The sequence below is a fragment of the Phyllobacterium sp. OV277 genome, assembly GCF_900104355.1.
Classification (GTDB): domain Bacteria; phylum Pseudomonadota; class Alphaproteobacteria; order Rhizobiales; family Rhizobiaceae; genus Phyllobacterium.
Map to the genome: position 1 here is coordinate 81,870 of NZ_FNIY01000009.1, position 23,754 is coordinate 105,623.

The window sequence follows — 23,754 nt, forward strand, 5'->3', positions numbered from 1 at the left end:
GCCTCCGAAATTCACAACCGCTTGATTGGAAAAAAATTCTCTAAATTAGGGGGAAACCCATGCGTCTTGAAAATAGATGAAAAAACCTCATGCCTCAATTTCCCGAAGATGCACTCGAAAAATGATGGATGTTTCCGATGATCAGCGAAATTACCTGCCCCGAAAACAAGAGCACCCTTTGCACCGAAATCATGAGCGGATTGCCGGAATGGTTCGAAGAACCGGCAGGCATCAGCGCGTGCGCCAAACTGGTAATGGACCTGCCCGTCCTGGCAAGTGTGGAGCAAGATATCTGCAACGGATTTATCGCCCTGAAATATCACCCGCCGGCAGCCGCAGAAATCTTTGTCATTGCAACGCGCAAGCAATGCCATGGCCGGGGAATCGGTCGATCCCTGCTGCAAGCGGCTGAGGAGCATGCCCGGCAATCCGGCTGCTCCTTGCTCACGGTCAAAACCCTCGCGCCACGCGGCAAGCATGAACCGCACCTCGACGATACGCGCGCATTTTACGACAGGAATGGCTTCCTCAAAGCGGAGATCTTCCCTACATTGTGGGCTGAAGGTCATCCTTGCCTCTTTATGGTGAAACCTCTGAACTAATGCAGAGCCCTGCCATCTTTCGACCAAGACTGCTGTTTAGGGAGCGGCTCTAATCCTGAAGTCGGGGGTTTCGAACGGTACTTCTTCATGCTACCGCGAGTTTCCCACGATATGGATGAATCGTGATGCCGCTTGGAATCGCTGCGGCAACCGGTGTATAGGCAGGTCAAACGTGAACTTGCCAAAACTGACAGAAAGATGCGCGGCCACATGACAATAGCCAATTCGCAAAAAATCACTGCGTGGGAAGACATAACCGGGGCCGTCGGCAATTTTCGCCTCGCCGCACTTCTGGGTTGGCAAGATGTGGCCCAGCGCTATCGCCGTTCCAGCGTCGGTGCTTTCTGGCTGACGATCAATATGGGTGTCCTGATTGCGGCTCTGGGCTTGGTATTCGGCACTATTTTCCGCTCCCCCATGTCCGAATTTCTGCCATTCATCTGCGTTGGCCTCATCATGTGGGGCTACTATTCGCAGTTGATCAATGAAGGCTGCGTGAGTTTCATCACCAATACTGAAACCATGCTGCAGCTACCCTTGCCATTCTTTACCTATGTCCTGCGGACATGGTGGCGAAATTCGATCATCCTTTTCCACAACATCATCATTTTTCCCATCGTGCTGCTGATATTCGGGAAATTTATGGGATGGACTTCCCTGCTGGTGATTCCTGCATTCTTCCTCGTATCGCTGAATTTCCTATGGATGATGGTCATTCTCTCGGTCATTTGTACGCGATACCGCGACCTGACACAGATCATTCAGAACATTATGCAGGTTGGCATGTATGTCACGCCAATCATGTGGCAACCGCACCAGTTACCTGCTGATAAGTCCATTCTGTTGCTGGATCTGAACCCATTCTATCACCTGATCAGCGTAATCAGAGAACCGCTTCTTGGACAGATGGGCACCCCGCTCAATTGGGGTGTCGTGATCGGCATGGCCATTGTCGGCTGGATCGTCGCGCTGCTTTTCCTGAACCGTTACCGTTCACGCATCACCTATTGGCTGTAAAACGCCACTCTATTCAATTGCGAAGGCAATCATGACCTCAATGATTCTCGAAGACGTCACAGTCGATTTCCCGATCTATAATGCGAAAAGCCGTTCTCTCAAGAACCAGGTGATGAGTCTGGCGACAGGTGGCACCATTGGTTCAAACTCTGAGGGCCACGTGGTTATTCGCGGCCTTGAATCCATCAGTTTAAACCTTAGTGACGGCGAACGGCTTGGCCTGATCGGACATAATGGTTCCGGCAAAACCACGCTGCTGCGCGTCATGAGCGGCGTTTACTATCCCTCTGGTGGACGTATTGCAATCAACGGTAAATGTACCTCGTTGATCAACATTTCTCTGGGCATCGATGCGGAAGCAACTGGCCGGGAAAACATTGGTATTCGCGGTGCACTTCTTGGCTTTTCGAAACGCGAGATGGCAGCCAAACAGACCGAGATTGAAGAATTTTCTGAACTCGGCAACTTTCTTGACATGCCTGTTCGTACCTATTCCAGTGGTATGCAGCTTCGCTTGGCATTCTCGATTTCAACAGTCATTCAGCCTGAGATCCTCATCATGGATGAATGGCTGGCTGCTGGCGATGAGAGCTTTCAGAACAAGGCAAATGAACGACTGCATGATCTTGTTAACAAGACCAAGATTTTGATTATCGCAAGCCATTCGAAGGCGCTTCTCGTCAAGAATTGCACGCGCATTGTTTGGCTGGAACATGGTAAGATCAAAATGGATGGAGACGCCCAAACCGTTGCCGATGCGTATTTTGGAAATCAGTAAAGCAAAACACGTTGAGCTGTTGTTTTTGTATTCAACGATCAACCCATCGTTGAATGCATGAAGCCTATACGCCCTTTAAGCGTGATATATGCTTCTGCCATCAGGCGAGCGAAAGCGCCTTTGGGGACTCTTCGCTTCGTTATCCGCAAGTTTGCTGAATCCATCCGGATATTCGGCATATCCGGAACATTCGGCCGCATTGTTGCATTCCTGCGTTCCGGAAAATTCGTTGCTCTTTTTGCAAACCGCCGTGCGACATTGCTTTCCACTGTTACAAACGAAAACAAGCATCGCCTTTCTTCGTTCTATCCCGGCGAGACCAATCGGCCTGCATCGGAATTTATGACACCACGCGTTTTGATCGTGGCCGAGATGTCGATTCCACAATGCAAGAAATACCGCGTCACGCAAAAGGCCGAGCTGTTTTCGAAGATTGGTATCGAGGCATCAGTGGTTGACTGGACCCACTTTGATGAAGCCCGGACACTGCTCCAGACCCATTCAATCGTCATATTTTACCGCGTTCCAGCTGTGCCTGAAGCTATCTTATTGATAAAGGAAGCCAAGCGGCTTGGCATTCACACATTTTGGGAAGTCGATGACCTGATTTTCGATCCGGAAGGATACCTCTCGAACAAAAATATCGAAACTCTGTCGCCGGGAGATCGAAAAGGTGTTCTCGAAGGGATGAGACTTTATCGGGAAGCGCTGCTCCTGTGCGACGAAGGTATTGCGTCCACCAAAGCCCTCGCAAAAGTCATGAGCGAGGTTACGAATAGAAATGCCGTCATTGTGGAGAATGCGCTCGACAGCGATACAATATTAATCGCGGAAAGAATTCGCAAAAATCAGACGGCAACGCCAAAAGAGACCAAGCAGGACATCACAATTGTCTATGGCTCAGGCACCAAGACGCACGACATTGATTTTCTGGCGGCCGCTGATGCGCTGTTCTACATTTTGTCGGAACGTTCCAATGTAAAACTCCGGATTATAGGTTCTTTGAATATCGAAAGCCGGTTTGATATTTTCTCTGACCGGATCGAACGGTTTTCATTCGTGAGTTTTGATCGTTATTTGCAGCTTGTTGCCGAAGCAGATATTTCAATCGCACCGCTTGAAGATTCAGTTTTCAATGATGCTAAAAGCAATATCAAGTTTCTGGAGGCCTCTGTCCTCGGTGTTCCCTCTGTCTGCTCTCCTGCCGATGCGTTTCGTACCGCTATCGTTGACGGAGAGAATGGATTTCTTGCAGCCGATCCAGCGCAATGGCAGCAAAAACTGCTTCAGCTTGTCGATCAGCCGAATCTTCGCATAAAAATGGCACAGAGGGCGCTTGAAAGCGTCAATAAGGCCTATGCGCCCGAGCAGATTGCCCACCGGCAACTAGCACCGCTGATAGAGCGCCCCAGCCAGCTTCAGCCTGATGTAATGCGCATCCTCTTTGCGAATGTGTATTTCTCTCCGCAATCGTTTGGTGGAGCGACGATCGTTGCGGAAGAGATGGCTCAAAGGCTCGCCCGGAAAGAGGATGTGGAAATCTACATCTTCACTTCATGGTCGCATGATCATGCTTCAAATTACGATCTGGTTCGTTATAGCGCAAAAGGCGCTACCGTTTTCGCGGCAAAAGTGCCTGTCGTCCGCACTCGCTTGATGGATATCAAAGACGATGACATGGGGCAGGCTTTTGCAGACGTTCTCAAGGCAGTTCAACCCGATATTGTTCAGTTGCATTCGATACAGACACTGGGAGTTGAGTTGGGTTCCGCGTGCAAGGCCGCAGGCATACCCTATGTCATAACGCTACACGACGCCTGGTGGCTGTGTGAACGCCAGTTCATGGTAACAGGCGAAGGCAAATATTGTTTTCAAACGCGCATCGATCCAAACGTTTGTGCAAAATGCGTTCCGGACAAGAATTTTAACGAGCGCCGCACCCAGATCGTTCGCAAAGGTCTTGCAGAGGCTCAGGGCCTCATCTCTCCAAGCAACTACTTTAAACAACTACATATGCAGAACGGGCTGAGCGACGAGCAGATTTTTGTCAATAAAAACGGGGTCAAGTTCCCCTTTCCGACCCTTACGCGCAAACCATCAGACCATATCCGCTTCGGCTACGTCGGCGGATCAACCCCGATCAAGGGCTATGATCTCGTCCGCGAGGCTTTTTCGGCGCTTCCGGAATGTGGCATCGAGCTGGTCATGGTCGATAATACGCTGAACAGTGGCTATAGCAGCGTCAATCTCAAGGGGCTTACTCCCCATAATCCAGTCCGCGTTGTGCCTGCCTATACGCAGGATAGCATCGACGAATTCTTCTCGGGAATTGACGTGCTTTTGTTTCCGTCCCAATGGAAAGAGAGCTTTGGCCTGACGGTACGCGAAGCGCTGCTGCGTGACATCTGGGTGATTGCCACGGATTCCGGCGGCGCCGTAGAAGATCTCGTAGAAGGCGAAAACGGAAACATCATTCCCATTTCGTCCGACAGCTCCCATCTGCGAGCGGCAATGGAAAAAATTATCGACAACCGGGCTGCGCTTTCCAGCTACGTCAATCCATACAAAGATCGCATACAGAGCTTTGATGGGCAGGCAGACGAGCTCTACGATTATCTCCGCTCGCTTCTGCGCGCTGAACAGCAACGATAGAAAATTCAATTGGGAGCACAAAAGCAAAATGGCAGCCCAAGGGCTGCCATTTTTGTTTAAAATCAATCGCTTGGCGAGAGATTTTGGTGCGGTCGAGAAGACTCGAACTTCCACGTCTTGCGACACAGCGACCTCAACGCTGCGCGTCTACCAATTCCGCCACGACCGCACTGTGGTAGAAGCCGAACGTGTCGGCTCGCGGCATGTAGCAAATCAATTTCAGCTAAACAAGCCCTGTTGGCGTTTAACGCCAATGTTTTTCGCAAAGCCGCCGAAAAGTTATGTCGCACCCGTCAGACTGGAAATCTTCTAAGAAAAAGTCCATATGCGGCTCACCTTCTGCATCCCGTGTGAATCGGTGCTTTTGGCTGTACGAAACAGTCGCATCGGCTTCAGCTCAATGCGGATGGAGCGAAATTCGAAAATTTGGTTTCCGATCATGAAAAGTAACCGTGATGATCTCGTCCCCGCATTTTTACCCACAGGCGAATCGTCTCCGGTGGAATGGCTGGTGGCTGACGGGCTCACCGATTACGAAGCTGCCCTCAGCTTCATGGAAGACCGGGTGGCTGCGATTCGCGCCGGAACGGCACGAGAGCTCGTCTGGCTGGTTGAACATCCACCGCTTTATACGGCTGGCACCAGCGCCAAGGATGGCGATCTGCTCACCGCTGATCGCTTTCCAGTCTATGCGACAGGTCGCGGCGGCGAATACACCTATCATGGCCCCGGCCAGCGGGTTGCCTATGTGATGCTGGACCTCAAAACACGGCGCGAGGACATCAGGGCATTTGTGACGGCGCTGGAGCAATGGATCATTTCCACCCTCGCCTCGTTCAATGTACGCGGCGAGCGGCGTGAAGATCGCGTCGGGGTGTGGGTGACACGGCCGGAGCGCCCGGCGCTGTCAGATGGCTCTCCCGCCGAAGACAAGATCGCCGCTATCGGTATCCGCCTGCGCAAATGGGTGAGCTTTCATGGCATCTCCATCAATGTGGAACCGAACCTTACGCATTTCGACGGCATTGTTCCCTGCGGCGTGCGTGCGCATGGCGTCACCAGCCTTGTCGATCTGGGGTTGCCGGTGGGGATGGATGATCTTGACCGCGCAATGCGGGAATCATTTGAGGATGTGTTTGGGGCGGTTAAGGGCTAAGGCTGGCTGCAAAGATTGTGCTTGGTTAGACAAGCTACTCTTTTACCCGATCACCTACCCCACCGTCATCCTCGGGCTTGACCCGAGGACCCATGACAGAGAAGCAAAAACGATTTCTCAAGGGTGGATCCTCGGGTCAAGCCCGAGGATGACGGATAAAGGTGATGGGACGATGCAAAACAGACCAACCCATCATCACGCAAATTCCATGATAACAGCATCGACGGCCAGACTATCCCCCTGTTTGGCGTTGATGGCTGAAACGGTCAGATCGCGATCGGCGCGCAGCACGTTTTCCATTTTCATGGCTTCGACAATTGCCAGCGTGTCGCCTGCTTTTACTTCCTGACCTTCGCTCACATTGATCGAGACGATCAGGCCGGGCATCGGGCATAGCAGCATTTTTGACGTATCGGGCGGCAGCTTCACCGGCATCAATTTTTCCAGCGCGGCGACATGGGTCTGCATGGCATGGCCAATGACCGACATGCCCTTCCAGTCAATGCGCATGCCATTGAGCACCGGGCGCAACTGTGCCTTCACCGAGCGGTCATCAATATAGCCGTCCCAGACCGCATCGCCGGGCCGCCAATCGCTGCGGATGGTAATGTCCTCCCCACCATGCAACGAGAGTTCAATCTTGACTGGCGGCTTGGCAATACTCTGGTGAATGCTCACCGGCACATATTCATCATTGATCCGCACGTCCCATTCGGCGCGGATTTTGCCCGTATGTGGCCGTAGACGGTCACTGAGGCCGTCGAGGCGTCCCTTGCGCACCAATTCCACACTGAGAGCGATGGCGGCCAGTACGTCCCTGTCCTCGGCCGTGGGCGCGATGGGATGGAAGCCATCGGGGAACTCCTCAGCAATAAAACCGGTAGATAGCCGTCCTTCCCGCCAGCGCGGATGCTGCATCAATGCAGCAAGGAACGGAATGTTGTGCTCGATGCCGTCGACCACAAAAGTATCCAGCGCGTCAGCCATTGCATCGATGGCTTCAAGGCGGGTTGGCGCCCAGGTGCAGAGCTTTGCCACCATGGGGTCATAGAACATCGAAATCTCGGAGCCCTCGGTCACACCGGTATCATTGCGGATGATGGCTTTGCCAACCGGGCCCTCACTCGGCGGGCGATAGCGGGTCAGGCGACCAATCGAAGGCAGGAAATTGCGGTACGGGTCTTCCGCGTAGAGACGGCTTTCAATGGCCCAGCCGTTCAGCTTGACATCCGACTGTTTCAGCTTGAGCTTTTCGCCCGCTGCAATCAGGATCATCTGCTCGACAAGATCAACGCCAGTGATCAGCTCCGTTACCGGATGCTCCACCTGCAGGCGCGTGTTCATTTCAAGGAAATAGAAGTTGCGGTGCTTGTCGACGATAAATTCGACCGTACCGGCGCTTTGATAGTCAACGGCCTTGGCCAATGCCACGGCCTGCTCGCCCATGGCCTTGCGGGTTGCTTCGTCAAGGAAGGGTGACGGCGCTTCCTCAACCACTTTCTGGTTGCGGCGCTGCACGGAACACTCGCGCTCGCCCAGATAGATGCAATTGCCAAAACTATCGCCGAGCACCTGAATTTCGATATGGCGCGGCTCAACGACGAATTTTTCGATGAAAACCCGGTCGTCGCCGAAGGAATTGCGCGCTTCCGAGGTAGCGCGTTCAAACCCGTCGCGCACTTCGCTCTCGTCCCACGCAATGCGCATTCCCTTACCACCGCCGCCAGCGGAAGCCTTGATCATCACGGGGTAGCCGATCTGACCGGCGATCTTTTCCGCATGGGCGCCATCGGTGATGATGTCAAGAAAGCCCGGCACGGTGTTGACCTTGGCGGCATTGGCAAACTTTTTCGATTCGATCTTGTCGCCCATGGCGATGATCGCCCTGGGTTTTGGCCCGATAAAAATGATACCTTGCTTCTCAAGCGCCTCGCAGAAGGAGGCACGCTCGGACAGGAAACCATAGCCGGGATGAACCGCTTCCGCGCCTGTTGCCTTGCAGGCGGCGATGATCTTGTCCGCGACGAGATAGCTTTCGGAGGCTGCAGCAGGGCCGATATGCACCGCTTCGTCGGCCATTTCGACATGAACAGCATCGCGATCCGCATCGGAATAGACGGCGACCGTGGCGATCCCCATTTTCCTTGCCGACTTGATGACACGGCAGGCAATTTCCCCACGGTTTGCAATCAGGATTTTCTTGAACACTTTTATGGACCTCCCGCACAAAATGCGTCTTTGGTTCTATTGCCAATGGCAGCTTTGCTCAACAGGTAAGATCGCTAATTGAAAGCGGGCTCCGGAGCCTTCTGTTTTTTGCCTTCGCGCCAGACCACATAGGCACCCGACGCGATGATAATGGCGATACCAAGCCATTTCGAAGCGGTCGGAAACTCCTGAAATACGAAGAGGCCAATAATGACGGCCATGACGATTTCGAGATATTGGAATGGCGCCAGAAGCGAGGCAGGTGCAAGGCGCGAGGCCTGCACAACCAGAAGATGCCCACCCGTGGCAATTGCCCCGATGGCAAACAGCAGGAACCACGACATGCCCGTTGACGGCGTTCCCAGCGTCATATCGCTGACGCCGAACCAAGCACCCAAAAACAGAGCAATGATGACTGTCACCGTGCCGCCAATGCCCGCATAAAGCTGCATGACAAGCGGCGTATCATGGGCGCCAAAGCGGCGATTGAGAACGAGATAGACGGCAAAGAGCGCCGCCGTGCCCAGCGGCAGAAGCGACACCCAACCGAAAAGCTCCCAGCTTGGCTGGATAACGATCAGCGTGCCGATAAACCCGATGGCAACGGCAATGCGCCTGCGCCAGCCCACCGTCTCTTTCAGGACGACAGCGGAGAGCAGCGTCAGCATCAGCGGTTCGACAAAGAACACCGCCATGGCATCAGCCAGCGGCATATATTTGACGGCGGCGAAGAAACACAGGCTGCCAATCCCCATCAGAAAGCCGCGAAACAGATTGCCCCAGAGATTGTGTGGTTTCAGAGAATGCATACCTGTCAGCGCGACAATAATCAGCAAAGTCAGGATTGTCTGGACCACGAAGCGGGAGAGCGTCACGGTCGCAGGTGGCAGGCTATCGACCGTTGAAAGCCATTTGGCGATCGCATCCATCATCGGCAGGATAAACATGGCACCGGCCATCGTTCCAACGCCCCTCATTTGCGGTGAGGTTGTGTTTTCCATGCTGTCGACCTTTCCGGGACAAATAGCTCAGGCGAGGCCTTCTGGCATATCGGCTCTGTGGAAAAATGCAATCGCCCGGAGAATGGAATACTGACGCAAAACGGCGGCAGATTTGACTTTTCAGCCAGTAAATGTTGCAAAAGGCCCCTCCCACACCCGCAAAAACAAGAAAAAAATGGAGAATCCCCATGACTTTTTCCAATAACATCATGACTGATGTGCCCGATATGGACACGACAGGCGGCCGCCTGTCGCGCGCCCGTGATGCCAAGTCCATGACAGTGGCAGAACTGGCTGAACGTATTGGTGTCCAAGCAGAAACGCTTGCCGCCTGGGAATCCGACCGGTCGGAACCGCGCGCCAACAGATTGTTCATGCTGGCAGGTTCGTTGGGCGTTACGCCGACATGGCTGATGCACGGTGTCGGGCAATCACCTGACGAAAGCGAAACAGTCGACGATAATCAGGTGCTGAAAAGCCAGATTGCGAATCTCAAGGTTCTGCATGAAGCGCTTGGCGAGCGCATTGAAGAACTCGAAAAGGTGGTCTTAAGCCTTAAAGCGGCTTGAAACCTGGGTTATCAGACCATAGTTCTGTGGTGAACGCCGGAACAGATCGCGAACTCCCATCGCGTTTCCATGCGAACCATGTAAAGATTGCTGGTGATTCGCAGCCCCTGTAGCATTGGCCAAAATACGATATGGATGACAATAACGACCTCTTTTCAGCGATAGTCAAAACAGCACGGGAACGTCAGGCGGGGGTTGCGCAACCTAAGCCCGAACCTGTTGTGACCCCGGCCGCTCCAGTGACGCCAGTCACGTCAGTGACACCTGTGAAAATCGCACCTGCTCCGGCGGCCAAAGCATCCCCGCGTTCAACACCCGCAAGCAGCGGCAGCTACAGCGCTGCGGATATTGAGGTTCTCGAAGGGCTTGAGCCGGTTCGCCGCCGCCCCGGCATGTATATTGGCGGAACGGATGAGCGGGCGCTGCATCACCTTTTCGCCGAAGTCATCGACAATGCCATGGACGAAGCGGTGGCTGGCCATGCCAATTTCATCGATATCGACCTTGACGAGAACGGCTATCTCTCGGTGACGGACAATGGCCGCGGTATCCCGATCGATGCGCACCCCAAATTCAAAGACAAATCTGCTCTCGAAGTCATCATGACGACGCTTCACTCCGGTGGCAAATTTGACTCGAAGGTCTATGAGACCTCCGGTGGTCTGCACGGCGTTGGCATTTCCGTCGTCAATGCCCTGTCCGATCACGTGGAAGTGGAAGTGGCGCTCAACCGGCGTCTTTACCGGCAGCGGTTTTCGCGTGGCCACCCTCTCGGCCCCCTTGAGGATATTGGCGAGGTGCACAACCGTCGCGGTACGCGCGTGACATTTCATCCGGACCCCGATATTTTTGGTCAGGGCGCCAAGTTTGATCCTGCCCGGCTTTTCAAGATGGCGCGGTCCAAGGCCTATCTCTTCGGCGGCGTTGAAATCCGCTGGAATTGTGCGCCGTCATTGCTCGACCCGAAGGACCCGACGCCCGACAAGGCGGTTTTCCACTTTCCCGGCGGATTGAAGGATTATCTCGGCGCTTCGCTTGGCAAGGATTTTCAGGTTACGCGCGAAATGTTCGCAGGTAAGACCGAAAAGACCAGTGGCCATGGCGCGCTGGAATGGGCCGTTGCCTGGTATGGCGGCGATGGCTTTGTCAATTCCTATTGCAACACCATCCCGACAGGCGAAGGCGGCACGCACGAGGCGGGTCTGCGCATCGCCCTTACCCGTGGCCTCAAAGCCTATGCGGAACTAACAGGCAACAAGCGTGCCTCAATCATCACCACCGATGACGTGATGATTTCTTCGGCGGCCATGCTGTCCGTGTTCATCCGTGAGCCGGAGTTTGTCGGCCAGACCAAGGACAAGCTGGCGACCGTTGAAGCGCAGCGTATCGTTGAAAACGCCATCCGCGATCCATTCGATCACTGGCTTGCTGCCTCGCCGCAGGAAGCATCAAAACTGCTCGAATGGGTGGTGGAGCGCGCCGACGAGCGCGTAAAACGCCGTCAGGATAAGGAAGTCAACCGCAAGTCGGCCGTGCGCAAACTGCGTTTGCCGGGCAAGCTTGCCGATTGCAGCCAGACCGGCGCGCTTGGCGCTGAACTTTTCATCGTTGAGGGTGATTCAGCTGGCGGTTCGGCCAAGCAGGCGCGCGATCGCGCCACGCAGGCGGTTTTGCCGCTACGGGGTAAAATCCTCAATGTGGTCAGTGCCGGTCGCGAAAAGATGACTGCCAACCAGCAGATCGGTGATCTTATCCTCGCGCTCGGCTGCGGCACACGGTCAAAATATCGCGATGAGGATTTGCGTTACGACCGCGTTATCATCATGACCGACGCTGACGTCGATGGTGCGCACATCGCCTCGCTGCTGATAACCTTCTTCTATCAGGAAATGCCTGATCTTATCCGCAATGGCCATCTGTTCCTTGGCGTTCCGCCGCTTTATCGCATCGCTCAGGGCGGCAAAGTTGCCTATGCGCGCGATGATGCCCACAAGGATGAATTGATGCGCACGCTGTTCACCGGAAAAGGCAAAATTGAAATCGGACGCTTCAAAGGCCTTGGCGAAATGCGCGCCGACCAGCTCAAGGAAACGACGATGGATCGCAAGAAACGCACGCTCCTGCGCGTTCAGATCGATGAGGAATGGATCGAAGAAACCAGAATTGCGGTGGATGATTTGATGGGCACCAAGCCCGAAGCCCGCTTCCGGTTTATTCAGGACCGCGCTGCATTCGTGGAAGAGCTGGATATTTGAACATCCGTTTGAGGTAATCAGTTTGAAATGGCGGTGCTTCGGTACCGCCATTTTTGTTTGGAGGGGTGAATGCTGGTGGTTCGTGGTTCGACATAACACCATGAGGGAGATGGTGGGTTGCACAACCATTGTCGCGCCCTTCGACAGGCTCAGGATGAGGGAGAGTGTTGGCTGCAATGCTAATCGCCAACCGGTGCAGAATAGAGCACCTTGCAACCCTCCCTCTCCCTCATGGTGAGCTTGTCGAACCACGCGCTATGTTACTGCAACAATCTTTTCAAAGAAAAATCATGCCAACTTATCCAACACCATCCCACCTCGCTTATTCTGATGGTGTCCTTTCCGGCGGGAATGCTCCGGAAACTTTCTGAAGTCAGGAAAGGATCGGTGATTTCATCTGCGGGGAGAACCCAGCCGCAGGGGAATCGGTTTTATCTCACAAGGGTAAAATCAGTCATCGGGACGGGTGATCCGGGAGTTTTCTTGGTTGAAACAGGAAAATCTCCGGGGAACGCACTGATTAAACTACCAATACCAAGACTTCCGCGTTCCCCTTTGGATCGCCCGTCTTTCCCACCTTATCAATAGCCAGACGCGAAAGCGGGTGTGGTGATGGGGGAGTGTGTTCCGTAACTGCAATGTTGTGGATGCAATAACCCCCCTGTCCTGTCGGACATCTCCCCCACAAGGGGGGAGATCACATTGACATCAACGCCTTTGCACAACCGGAAACTTTGCAAATTGTGCAAGATAGCATTGAAGGCTGATCTCCCCCCTTGTGGGGGAGATGTCCGACAGGACAGAGGGGGGTGAGCACCGCCGATATGTATGCATGGTGCGAGGTTCGTGGTGCGTGGTTCGACAAGCTCACCATGAGGGAGAGCGGTGGATGCAACGCTAATCGCGAAGATTGCAGATCTCAAAGGTCGCAGAATTTAGCACCCCTCATCCTGAGCCTGTCGAAGGGCGAACCACGCACCACCCACAAACAAAAAGGGCGCCATCACTGGCGCCCTGATGCGGCAATAAATCTGATTAGATATGCAGCGCGTGACCCAGCGCCTTGAGGGCGGCTTCCTGAAAGCCCTCGCCCTGTGTCGGGTGGGCGTGGATTGTCCCGGCAATGTCTTCCAGACGCGCGCCCATTTCCATGGCGAGCGCGAAGGAAGCGGAAAGTTCGGAAACCCCATGCCCCACCGCCTGAATGCCGAGGATCAGATGATTGCTTGAAGCGGCGACCACACGCACAAACCCCTCCTCGCCTTCCTTGGTCATGGCGCGGCCATTGGCGGCGAAAGGAAAGAGTCCGATCTTGATCTCATGCCCGGCGGCTTTTGCCTCGTCTGGCGACAGGCCTACCGTGACAATCTCTGGGTCAGTGAAACAGACGGCAGCAATGGCGCGCTTGTCCCAGCTGCGGTTTTCGCCGGCAACGATTTCCGCCACCATCTCGCCCTGCGCCATGGCACGGTGTGCGAGCATGGGCTCGCCGGTGACATCGCCAATGGCATAGACGCCCCGCATGGATGTGCGGCATTTGTCATCAATGCGGACAAACCGGCCATCCATATCGAGGTCGATCTCTTCCAGTCCCCAGCCCGACGTAACAGGCTTACGGCCAACGGTGACGAGTATCTTGTCGGCAGGAATTTTTTCATCCTTGCCATCAGCCGTTTCAATGAGCAGTGCATCGCCCTTGGTGGCAACGCCCTTGGCCTTCACACCCGTTAATACGGTGATGCCAAGCTCGTTCAGGTGTTTGACCACCGGACGGGTCAGTTCCGCATCATATTGCGGCAGAACTTTTGACTGTGCTTCGACCACAGTCACCTTGGAGCCAAGCTTTGCATAGGCAGTGCCAAGCTCAAGCCCGATATAGCCGCCGCCAACAACCACGAGATTTTCAGGAATCTCAGGCAGGGACAGCGCTTCGGTCGAGGAAATGACATTGCCGCCAAAGGGCAGTGACGGCACTTCAACCGGCGCTGATCCCGTGGCAATCACCACATTTTCCGCGCGGATGATCTGTTGGCCTGTCAGCGTTTCCACCTCGATTGTCTTGCCATCGCGGAATTTTGCCTTGCCCGTGACGATCTTGACGTTTGCTTTCTTCAAAAGACCGGCAACGCCATTGTTCAGACGGCTGACAATGCCGTCCTTCCAGGCGATTGTTTTGGAAAAGTCAATCGCGGGTTCGGTAACGGAAATGCCAAGCGGCGTCTGCTTTGCGGCGAAATGCGCGACCTTCGCGAACTCATCCGCCGCGTGGATCAGCGCCTTGGAGGGAATGCAGCCGACAAGCAGGCATGTACCGCCAACCTTTGCTGCCTCGACAATCACCGTGTCGACATTGAGCTGTCCGGCCCGAATGGCGCAGACATAGCCGCCGGGACCAGCGCCAATGACCAGCAGCTTGCAGGAAATATCTTTCATCGGATCAACCCTCCACGAAAATCAGCGCTGGTGTTTCGAGCAGCGTCTTGATCCGCTGAATAAAGACAGCGGCGTCCCAGCCATCGATGACGCGATGATCGAAGCTTGAGGACAGGTTCATCATCTTGCGCGGGATAAAGGCTGCGCCGTCCCACATTGGCCGGGTCATCATCTTGTTGACGCCGATAATGGCGACCTCGGGATAGTTGATGACAGGCGTGGTGACGATGCCGCCCATGCTGCCGAGCGAGGTGATGGTGATGGTCGAGCCGGTCAGCTGCTCGCGCGTTGCCGTGCCGGTTTTGGCCGCATCTGCCAGAAGATTGACTTCGGCAGCACAGCCCCAGAGATCACGCGCTTCCGCATGTTTAACGACGGGCACTACAAGACCCGAAGGTGTCTGAGCAGCGATACCAATATGCACGCCGCCATGCTGATGAATGATATTGGCGTCATCATCGTAGAGCGCATTCAGCTGCGGCTGTTCGGCAATGGCTTTCACCATGGCACGCATCAGGAAGGGCAGCAGCGTCAGCTTTGGCTGGTCGGCGCGCTTCTTGGCATTGAGCAAGGCACGCAGCTCTTCCAGCGATGTGACGTCGATTTCTTCCACATAGGTGATGTGCGGAATGTGCGATTTGGCAATCGCCATTTTTTCCGCAATCTTGCGGCGCAGGCCCACCACCTTGATTTCCTTGACCGATGTATCGGGTGCAAGACCTGAGACAACAGGCTTTTGCGAGCCACGGGCAAAGAAAGTGTCGAGATCCTCATGGGTAATACGTTCGGCAGGACCAGTGCCAGTCACCTGCCTGAGGTCAACACCCGCATCACGGGCCCGCAGGCGCACGGCTGGCGAAGCAAGTGCCTTGTCGCCCTCGGCACGCGGTGCGCCGATGGTCACAGGTGCAGCCAAGGGTGTGTGAACAACCGGTACTGCGGGTTTTTCAACCGGCTTCTCGGCCTTGATCTCGGGCTTTGGCACGGCCTTGACGGGTTCAGCCTTTGGCTGTTCTGCCTCGGCAGGCTTCGCCGATTCCGGCGCCGGGGCATGGCCCTCGCCTTCGATCTTCAGGCGGATAATCGGCGAACCGATGGCAATCACCTGCCCGATCTCACCGCCCAGCCAGATAATTTCGCCGTCCACGGGTGACGGAATTTCTACGGTTGCCTTGTCGGTCATGACGGCGGCAAGGACCATATCCTCGCGCACGAGATCACCGACCCTTACATGCCATTCGACAAGTTCGGCTTCTGCAACGCCTTCACCGACATCCGGCAGCTTGATGACATATTCACCCATCGCCAGCTCCTACCCTTCCAGCGTTTCAACGAATGCACGGCCAACGCGCGCGGGACCGGGGAAATAATCCCACTCCTGCGCATGCGGATAGGGCGTATCCCAGCCCGTGACCCGCGCAACCGGTGCTTCAAGATTGTAGAAACAATGCTCCTGGACGAGTGCCGCCAGTTCCGCGCCAAAGCCTGATGTCAGCGTTGCTTCATGCACGATGACGCAGCGGCCCGTTTTGGCGACTGATTCCACGATGGTTTCAAGATCGAGCGGCAACAGCGTGCGCAGATCGATGATCTCCGCGTCGATACCGGTTTCCTCGGCGGCAGCTTGCGCGACATAGACCATGGTGCCATAGGTGAGGACGGTCAGTTCTTTGCCTTCGCGGCGCTTGATGGCCTTGCCCAGCGGCACCGTATAGTGACCATCAGGAACCTCACCCAGCTCATGCTTCGACCAAGGCGTGACCGGGCGGTCATGATGGCCGTCGAAAGGTCCGTTGTAGAGCCGTTTTGGCTCAAGGAAGATGACCGGATCGGGGTCTTCAAGGGCTGCAATCAACAGGCCCTTGGCGTCATGCGGATTGGAAGGAACAACCACTTTGAGCCCCGATACATGCGTGAACAGTGCTTCCGGGCTCTGGCTGTGCGTCTGTCCGCCGAAAATACCACCACCGGCAGGCATGCGAATGACAATCGGGCAGGTAAAGCCGCCATTGGAGCGATAACGCAGCCGCGCCGCCTCCGATACGATCTGGTCATAGGCCGGATAGACATAATCGGCGAACTGGATTTCGATGCATGGCTTCAAACCATAGGCAGCCATACCGATCGCCGTACCGACGATACCCAGTTCGCTGATCGGCGCATCGAAACAGCGTGTCTTGCCATATTTCGCCTGCAGACCATGGGTGCAGCGGAAAACACCGCCGAAAAACCCGACATCTTCGCCGAACACGACCACATTGTCGTCGCGTTCCATCATCACATCCATCGCATCGCGGATGGATTCAATCATTGTTTTACGCGGCATTGATCAAACTCCCGCCTGCTGACGCTGACGACGCAGATGCGGCGGCATTTCCTCATAGACCCCTTCGAACATATCGCGCGCCGATGGCTTGCCGCCCGCATGCAATGTTCCGAAGCTTTCAGCTTCCTTCTGGGCAGTGATAACAGTGTCGAGAATCTCAGCTTCGGCCTGTGTGTGGCGTTCTTCGGACCAGACACCGCGGCCGATCAGATGGTTCTTCAGGCGCATGACCGGATCACCCAGTGGCCAGGCATCGGATTCGGTTTTCGGCCGGTAGGCTGAAGGATCATCCGAAGTTGAGTGCGCACCGGCACGATAGGTCACATATTCGATAACCGTCGGCCCGAGATTGCGTCTCGCCCGCTCAATCGCCCATTTGGCCACGGCAAAGACAGCAAGATAATCATTACCGTCAACGCGCAACGCGGGCATGCCGAAACCAAGACCACGTGCTGCAAATGTACCCGCACCGCCACGGGCAATGCCCTGGAAGGTGGAAATCGCCCACTGATTGTTGACGATGTTCAGAACAACCGGAGCCTTATAGGTGGATGCGAAAACCAGGGCAGCGTGGAAATCTGACTCCGCCGTCGATCCATCGCCAATCCAGCCTGCAGCAATCTTCGTGTCGTTCTTGATCGCCGATGCCATGGCCCAGCCCACAGCCTGAATATATTGCGTGGCCAGATTGCCTGAAATCGAGAAGAAACCATGTTCCTTGGAGGAATACATGATGGGCAGCTGGCGGCCCTTCAGCGGATCTTTCTCGTTGGAATAGATCTGGCACATCATTTCGACCATCGGATAATCATTCGCGATCAGGAGACCGGCCTGCCGATAAGTCGGGAAATTCATATCACCCGGTGCGAGCGCCTTGCGGAAGGCGCAGCTGACGGCTTCTTCACCCAGATGCTGCATATAGAACGAGGTTTTGCCCTGCCGCTGTGCGATCTGCATGCGCGCATCGAAAGTGCGCAGCGTCATCATATGGCGCAGACCTTCAACCAGTTGCTCGTCCGAAAGCTCGCCAGCCCAAGGACCAACCGCTTCGCCATCCCGGTTCAAAACACGAATGATGGAAAAGGCCAGATCGCGGATTTCTTCCGGATTGGCATCAACGGGCGGGCGGCGCACCGAACCCGCTTCAGGAATGTTCACATTGGAAAAATCCGGCTCGCCGCCGGGGCGCACGGCCGGCTCAGGCACGTGCAGGCTTAGTGGACCAAATTCACTAAGGGAATCATCAGACATTCAGCAGACCTCCCAGTCAGGCGATTTTCCACGCAGTCTAACATGAAATATTAGGTCAGTAATACTGTCTTATTATTCCGCCCTCTCCTCCAAGAGCTGCAGAAAATTGGTAACATCCGGATATAACCATCTGAAATAAATACTTGTTCCGGACAAACGGTGGTTTTGTTTTCGCTCAGCCTATCGCAAAAAAGCAATATTGCATCCCAGAATACGCGAGCCGCGTATTCATTCGTTCATCCGGGCATCTGATTTTGTAATCAAATGCGTGCTCAACCATGAAAACCGGGCTCAGGCAGCAGCCATCGCGAGCGCATGATCCCGCGCATTCTCTCGAATCGCCTCCAGATAGATCTTGCGCAGCAGGGACTGCATATCATCGTTAGCGACAGTGAAATCTCCCGATAGACCATGATTCTCAGGCACAAGATGCTCCATCATGCGGCGCGTGACTTCCTGTGGTCCAATCGCCAGCTTGCCATTGGCAACATCACGCCAGGCATGAAGTGCAATGCGCAGCGGTTGATGGGTACTGTCAGGCAGGCCAGCGGCGGTGAACAGCGCGCCAAGTGCCGCATCGCGGCCATCAATCAAAAGGTTGCGCACCCGAGAAAGGGTATGGCCGGACAATGAAACCAGAATAGCGCCAAAGAAATCGATCTTGCCCGAGGCGACAATGCGGATGACGAAGGCAGTGGTCAGATCACCACGCAACTGCAAATGCTCAATCAGTGCCGGATATTGCTCCGGAGGCGTTGCGGCCACGAGGCTGATCGACGCCTTTACGCAGGCTTCACTGGTAATGCGCTTTGCCCGGCGCTCGCCCATCAGCGCCATGACGATATCCATCCGGCACAAGGCTTCAGCAACTTTCAGCGCCAGCGCATGGCGGCAATCGGCGGGCAATCTATTATCATCTGCCAGAAGCGCACGGATATCGGCCACATGGCCAAAGCGCTCGATCAGGCGACGAAAACTGATATCGGCGATCTGGGCGCGGGTATTGGCGAGCAGCGCAAGCATTGCGACTGGCTCGGCAATCTCGATAAGAGCCGCACTGACAGCGAAGGAAACCTTCGCCCTGCCCGCAATCACCTTCTGGGTTTCGCCGCAGCCACCGGCGATACAGTCAATCAGGTCAATATCGGTCAGCACCGTGGACCTTGCGAGCATATAGGCAGCGATTTCGATCTGGTCGCGGGCAAGGCTGGCAACGATATGAACAGGTGCATGGGCGCTGGTTGAGAACGCTTCCGCCAGCGCAAGGCGCACCTTTGGCGAGGGATCATCAAGCAGCAGCGTCAAGGCGGCTTCCGCCGCACAGCGATCTTCAAAGGCACGGCCAGTTTCGAGATAGATATGAGCCAGAGCCCCTGCAGCGTGGCAACGTTGTGCCGCCGCAGCATGTCCGACCATTGCCAGATAATGCTGTATTGTCATGAACTGTTAAACCCCAAGCTTTTTATTAAGATGGAGGCTAATGGCAAAAGGTTTACGATCGGTTCACCATATCGATTAACCATACTCAATTGACGTCCTGAGAGAAGTTTTCTCCGGCCCGTTGCGAAGCCGGTAAAGCCGCCCTAATCTTTTGCAAAAATTCGCATCGAGGAGACGCCAGACAAATGGCCGGACTATATCTGGAAGAATTCGAAGTCGGGCACGTCTTCAATCACAGCCTGCGCAAGACCATCACCGAAAGCGACAATATGCTGTTTTCGGTCATGACCCTGAATACACAGCCGCTGCATATTGATTTTGACTTTGCCGCCAAGACAGAATGGGGCAAGCCGCTGGTCAATTCCCTGTTCACGCTGGGGCTGATGATCGGTATTTCGGTCAATGACACCACCATCGGCACCACCATTGCCAATCTTGGTATGACCGACGTGACCTTCCCTTCTCCGCTGTTCCATGGCGATACGGTGCGGGTGGAAACATCCGTTCTGTCAACGCGGCCCTCCAAATCCAAGCCGGATCGCGGCATTGTCGAGTTTGAGCACCGCGCTTACAATCAGAATGGCGTTCTTGTTGCCAAATGCACGCGTCAGGCGATGATGAAATCCAAGAGTACTGCCTGATGCGCTCGCTGCTGTTTGTTCCGGGCGATTCGGAAAAGAAGCTGGAAAAGGGTCTGACCAGTGGTGCGGATGTGCTGCTGATCGATCTTGAGGATTCGGTCAGTGCCGAGCGCAAGGATGCAGCCCGGCAGATCGCCGCGGATTTTCTGAAATCCCACCGCGATAAAGACGCGCCGCGCCTGTTCGTCCGCATCAATGATCTTTCCAGCGGCTTGGCCGATGCGGATCTCGATGCGGTGATGCCGTCGCTTCCTCACGGCATTCTTCTGCCCAAATCCAACAGCGGCAAGGATGTCACCCGGCTTTCGGCCAAACTGAACGTGCATGAAGCCCATGCAGGCGCGGCAGAAGGTTCAACGCAAATCCTTGCGATCATCACCGAAACCGCGCTTGGTACGCTATCAACAGCCACTTATCCCGATGCCTCGTCGCGGCTGATCGGTTTGAGCTGGGGGGCGGAGGATTTGTCCGCCGTGATCGGCGCACGGGCAGTGCGGGATGATAATGGGCGCTATACGGATGTGTTTCGATTGGCCCGTGCGCTGACAATTCTGGGTGCTTCCGCCGCCGATGTGGCTGCGATTGATACTGTTTATATCAATTACCGGGACGATGAAGGTCTTGCGCGCGAATGTGCCGAGGCTGAACGGGAGGGATTTACGGCTAAACTCGCCATTCACCCGGCACAAGTGCCCGTGATCAACGAGGTGTTTACGCCATCCATCGACGCGGTCGCCCATGCACAAAAAATCATTCAGGCGTTTGCCGATGATCCCACTGCCGGTGTTATCGGCATCGACGGCCTGATGTTCGATCGCCCGCATTTGAGAAGAGCGGAGCGGTTGATGGCACGGGTGGGTGGTTAGACAACAAGATTGCAGGACTGTTGCGGGTGGTTCGTGGTTCGTGGTTCGTGGTTCGACAAACTCACCATGAGGCAGATGGGTGATGCAACGATAATGTCCAACGTTGCGGCCCATCACAGAGTTTGCAGAATATCACGCCCCTTCATCCCCACTCTCCCTCATGGTGAGCTTGTCGAACCACGAACCACGCAGGTGCTCACCCCTCCCATTTCGGGCGGAACATCTGAAATGTCTCTGATACCGTGGCGAAATCCATATAACCGAGGCGGGAGACCGGTTGCGCCTTGGTCATATCAACAAGACCATCTTTGAGAATTGCCTCGTTAATATGCACACCGACCACTTCACCCGTGACCATGATTGCCTGAACCGGATTGCCGTGGCGATCCTTCGGATGCTGGATATCGGTCACAATGCATTCCAGTGTTGCAAAAGCCTCGGCCACACGCGGCGCACCGATGAGATTGCAATCGGCGGCATGCAGCCCGGCATATTCAAATTCGCTGATACCGCGCGGGGCATTCACCGATGTCTTGTTCATGGCAACAGACAGGTTGGCGCTGACCAGATTGGCAGCAAATTCGCGTGTTTCCTCAATGAAGGTCACACTGTCCTTGCGTCCTTCCGAGGAAAACATGATCAGGCACGGTTTGGTGCTGATCATGTTGAAGAAGGAGTAAGGCGCCAGATTGACCCTGCCATCAACTGAGCGGCTTGATATCCAACCGATAGGACGCGGTGCAACAATGGCCTTCAGCGGATCGTGCGGCAGGCCATGGCCATCATCGAATTTGTAGAACATTGATGCTCAGCCCTTCCAAGGCCCGGAATATTCGGACAGGATGTCCTTAATGTCAGGGCGCGGACGTTCCGGCACCTTGGTATCGCATGTGCCGATATGGACAAACCCCGCAACCCGTTCGTGTGGTGCAAGGCCCAGCAAGGCGCGGCCCTTTTCATCGGAAGAATACCAGTTGCTGATCCAGTTGGTGGCATAGCCAAGGCCATTGGCCGCATGAACAAGGTTCATTGCCGCTGCGCCGGAGGACAGGAACTGTTCCCATTCAGGAATATGATGATCCACCTTGGAAAAGATCACACCGATGACCAGAGGCGCACGGGCAAAGCGTTTCAGCTCCTGCTCGCGGCGCTGCTCGGTTAGCGGCCCTTCCCGCTCTTCGGCCAGATCAGCCAGATATTTGCCGACTTCAACCCGGGCATCGCCACGATAAAGCACAAAGCGCCAAGGGGTCAGCCTGCCGTGATCGGGCACGCGCGAGGCGATGCGGATCATGGTTTCGATATCCGCATCGCTTGGACCGGGAAGGCCAATGGCCGAGATGGGCGTGGAGCTGCGCTGCGACAAAAACTCTATAATGGGAGAAGGCATAGAATGATCCATGGAATGATGTACCAGGTCCTGTTTTTCGAATGGGCGGACAATGTCTTGGTTTCATCGCCTGTGTAAAGTCACGATCGTGCGAAAAAGCCTTGAAATTGCCACCCGCTTGAGATCAAAACAGCGAATGGGCAAATTCTTCAATCAGCAAGCAGCCATTGGCTCCGGCAAACACAGGCAATTGCTTGTCGCGCTGGCTGTGAGCCTGCTTGCCCCGGCAAACTTGTTTGCCGGGAGTGCATCGGCGCAGTCGCTTGCGCCCGATGTAAAGCTACCGGCGATTCCCGCCATCAATGAATATGCCAATCCGAAAGCACCTGCCAACAACCCTATTGCCAATGAGCCGGAACTGGTTCTGTCGGCAAAGCTTGCGGAAAATGGCGAAAATATCGGGCGCGGCCTTGTCTGGCGCGTATTCTCACCGGAACCTGATCCCGACGGCAAGTTGCAACTTCTTGCAACTTCAAAGGGCGGCACAACCTCGTTCAATCTGGCACCGGGCAGCTATCTCGTGCATGTGGCATTCGGACGGGCGGGCGCCACAAAACGCATCACCATGACACGCGCCAAGCGCAACGAGACGATGATTCTTGATGCGGGCGGGGTTAAGCTGAATGCCGTTCTCTCCGGTGGCGGACGTATTCCGCAGGACCAGTTGCGCTTCTCGATCTATGAAGATCATGAAGATGCAACGGGCGAGCGCGCGCTGATCATCCCCGACGTCAAACCGGAAAGCGTTGTGCGGCTCAATGCCGGGACCTATCAGATCGTTTCCAATTACGGCACAGCCAATGCGGTCATCCGTGCGGATATTCGCGTCGAAGCGGGCAAGATCACCGAAGCCAATGTGGAACACCGCGCGGCGCAGCTGACCATGAAACTGGTACGTGAAAACGGCGGTGAAGCGCTTGCGGATACGGCCTGGTCTGTACTGACGACCTCAGGCGATATTGTGCGTGAAAGCGTCGGCGCTTTTGCATCCATTGTTCTGGCAGAGGGTGAATACATCATCATCGCCAAGAACAAGGACAAGATTTACCAGCGCGACTTCAAGGTCGTTGCCGGACGCAATCAGGATGTCGAAGTGCTGGCAACAGGCGGCGCCAGTGCGGCGTCCACAGCCAATCAACCTGTTGGTGGCGACGAACCGCTGGATTAAT

Annotated in this window: 19 protein-coding genes and 1 tRNA gene; 10 read left to right on the forward strand and 10 right to left on the reverse strand. The window is 55.1% G+C overall.

The features are described from left to right. Positions 1 to 137 precede the first annotated feature (137 nt). The 4 genes from BLU05_RS21585 (at position 138) to BLU05_RS21600 (ending at position 5,049) form a co-directional block, all read left to right on the forward strand. The gene (locus BLU05_RS21585) at positions 138 to 602 is read left to right on the forward strand and encodes a GNAT family N-acetyltransferase (protein WP_091884875.1); all 465 of its coding nucleotides are present in this window, start codon (positions 138 to 140) and stop codon (positions 600 to 602) included. A 210-nt stretch (positions 603 to 812) separates the two neighbouring features. Further along, positions 813 to 1,619 (forward strand): ABC transporter permease, encoded by an 807-nt coding sequence (locus BLU05_RS21590; RefSeq protein WP_091884877.1) that lies wholly within the window; start codon positions 813 to 815, stop codon positions 1,617 to 1,619. 31 nt (positions 1,620 to 1,650) lie between these two features. Further along, positions 1,651 to 2,397: an ABC transporter ATP-binding protein gene (locus BLU05_RS21595; RefSeq protein ID WP_091884672.1), complete on the forward strand. Its 747-nt coding sequence runs from the start codon at positions 1,651 to 1,653 to the stop codon at positions 2,395 to 2,397. 120 nt (positions 2,398 to 2,517) lie between these two features. Then, the gene (locus BLU05_RS21600; RefSeq protein ID WP_175540704.1) at positions 2,518 to 5,049 is read left to right on the forward strand and encodes a glycosyltransferase; all 2,532 of its coding nucleotides are present in this window, start codon (positions 2,518 to 2,520) and stop codon (positions 5,047 to 5,049) included. 84 nt (positions 5,050 to 5,133) lie between these two features. On the opposite strand, the gene BLU05_RS21605 is transcribed toward BLU05_RS21600, so the two are convergent. Further along, positions 5,134 to 5,218 (reverse strand) — tRNA-Leu (locus BLU05_RS21605). Between the two features lie 270 nt (positions 5,219 to 5,488). On the opposite strand from BLU05_RS21605, the gene lipB reads away from it, so the two are divergent. Continuing rightward, positions 5,489 to 6,205, forward strand: coding sequence for a lipoyl(octanoyl) transferase LipB (gene lipB / locus BLU05_RS21610; protein ID WP_091884880.1), 717 nt, complete (start codon positions 5,489 to 5,491; stop codon positions 6,203 to 6,205). Between the two features lie 195 nt (positions 6,206 to 6,400). On the opposite strand, the gene BLU05_RS21615 is transcribed toward lipB, so the two are convergent. Further along, positions 6,401 to 8,413 (reverse strand): acetyl-CoA carboxylase biotin carboxylase subunit, encoded by a 2,013-nt coding sequence (locus BLU05_RS21615; protein ID WP_091884677.1) that lies wholly within the window; start codon positions 8,411 to 8,413, stop codon positions 6,401 to 6,403. Positions 8,414 to 8,487: 74 nt separating this feature from the next. Continuing rightward, positions 8,488 to 9,414: a DMT family transporter gene (locus BLU05_RS21620; RefSeq protein WP_091884680.1), complete on the reverse strand. Its 927-nt coding sequence runs from the start codon at positions 9,412 to 9,414 to the stop codon at positions 8,488 to 8,490. 188 nt (positions 9,415 to 9,602) lie between these two features. Here BLU05_RS21620 and BLU05_RS21625 point away from each other — a divergent pair, with 188 nt between their 5' ends. Continuing rightward, entirely contained in the window at positions 9,603 to 9,983 is a 381-nt protein-coding gene (locus BLU05_RS21625; RefSeq protein ID WP_091884682.1) for a helix-turn-helix domain-containing protein, read from the forward strand. A 131-nt stretch (positions 9,984 to 10,114) separates the two neighbouring features. Then, the gene (gene parE / locus BLU05_RS21630) at positions 10,115 to 12,238 is read left to right on the forward strand and encodes a DNA topoisomerase IV subunit B (RefSeq protein ID WP_091884685.1); all 2,124 of its coding nucleotides are present in this window, start codon (positions 10,115 to 10,117) and stop codon (positions 12,236 to 12,238) included. Positions 12,239 to 13,273: 1,035 nt separating this feature from the next. On the opposite strand, the gene lpdA is transcribed toward parE, so the two are convergent. The 5 genes from lpdA to BLU05_RS21660 form a co-directional block, all read right to left on the reverse strand. Further along, entirely contained in the window at positions 13,274 to 14,671 is a 1,398-nt protein-coding gene (gene lpdA / locus BLU05_RS21640; protein ID WP_091884687.1) for a dihydrolipoyl dehydrogenase, read from the reverse strand. Positions 14,672 to 14,675: 4 nt separating this feature from the next. Beyond that, positions 14,676 to 15,974, reverse strand: coding sequence for a dihydrolipoamide acetyltransferase family protein (locus tag BLU05_RS21645; protein ID WP_091884690.1), 1,299 nt, complete (start codon positions 15,972 to 15,974; stop codon positions 14,676 to 14,678). Positions 15,975 to 15,983: 9 nt separating this feature from the next. Continuing rightward, on the reverse strand, positions 15,984 to 16,997 hold the full coding sequence (locus BLU05_RS21650; RefSeq protein ID WP_091884692.1) for an alpha-ketoacid dehydrogenase subunit beta: 1,014 nt from the start codon (positions 16,995 to 16,997) through the stop codon (positions 15,984 to 15,986). 3 nt (positions 16,998 to 17,000) lie between these two features. Next, a complete protein-coding gene (locus BLU05_RS21655; protein ID WP_091884694.1) occupies positions 17,001 to 18,248 on the reverse strand; it encodes a 3-methyl-2-oxobutanoate dehydrogenase (2-methylpropanoyl-transferring) subunit alpha in 1,248 nt (415 codons plus the stop codon). Between the two features lie 291 nt (positions 18,249 to 18,539). Further along, a complete protein-coding gene (locus tag BLU05_RS21660; RefSeq protein WP_091884696.1) occupies positions 18,540 to 19,688 on the reverse strand; it encodes a DUF2336 domain-containing protein in 1,149 nt (382 codons plus the stop codon). Positions 19,689 to 19,834: 146 nt separating this feature from the next. Here BLU05_RS21660 and BLU05_RS21665 point away from each other — a divergent pair, with 146 nt between their 5' ends. Both BLU05_RS21665 and BLU05_RS21670 read left to right on the forward strand, forming a co-directional pair. After that, positions 19,835 to 20,329 (forward strand): MaoC family dehydratase, encoded by a 495-nt coding sequence (locus tag BLU05_RS21665; RefSeq protein WP_348271768.1) that lies wholly within the window; start codon positions 19,835 to 19,837, stop codon positions 20,327 to 20,329. Further along, complete coding sequence (locus BLU05_RS21670) at positions 20,329 to 21,195, forward strand: HpcH/HpaI aldolase/citrate lyase family protein (RefSeq protein WP_091884701.1); 867 nt, start codon at positions 20,329 to 20,331, stop codon at positions 21,193 to 21,195. The genes BLU05_RS21665 and BLU05_RS21670 overlap by 1 nt, the downstream gene beginning before the upstream one ends. A 196-nt stretch (positions 21,196 to 21,391) precedes the next feature. On the opposite strand, the gene BLU05_RS21675 is transcribed toward BLU05_RS21670, so the two are convergent. Continuing rightward, the gene (locus BLU05_RS21675) at positions 21,392 to 21,997 is read right to left on the reverse strand and encodes a flavin reductase family protein (RefSeq protein ID WP_091884704.1); all 606 of its coding nucleotides are present in this window, start codon (positions 21,995 to 21,997) and stop codon (positions 21,392 to 21,394) included. Positions 21,998 to 22,003: 6 nt separating this feature from the next. Next, the gene (locus tag BLU05_RS21680; RefSeq protein ID WP_091884705.1) at positions 22,004 to 22,585 is read right to left on the reverse strand and encodes a nitroreductase family protein; all 582 of its coding nucleotides are present in this window, start codon (positions 22,583 to 22,585) and stop codon (positions 22,004 to 22,006) included. Between the two features lie 136 nt (positions 22,586 to 22,721). On the opposite strand from BLU05_RS21680, the gene BLU05_RS21685 reads away from it, so the two are divergent. Beyond that, positions 22,722 to 23,753, forward strand: a complete 1,032-nt coding sequence (locus BLU05_RS21685) for a hypothetical protein (RefSeq protein ID WP_091884707.1) — start codon at positions 22,722 to 22,724, stop codon at positions 23,751 to 23,753. Position 23,754: the final 1 nt, after the last annotated feature.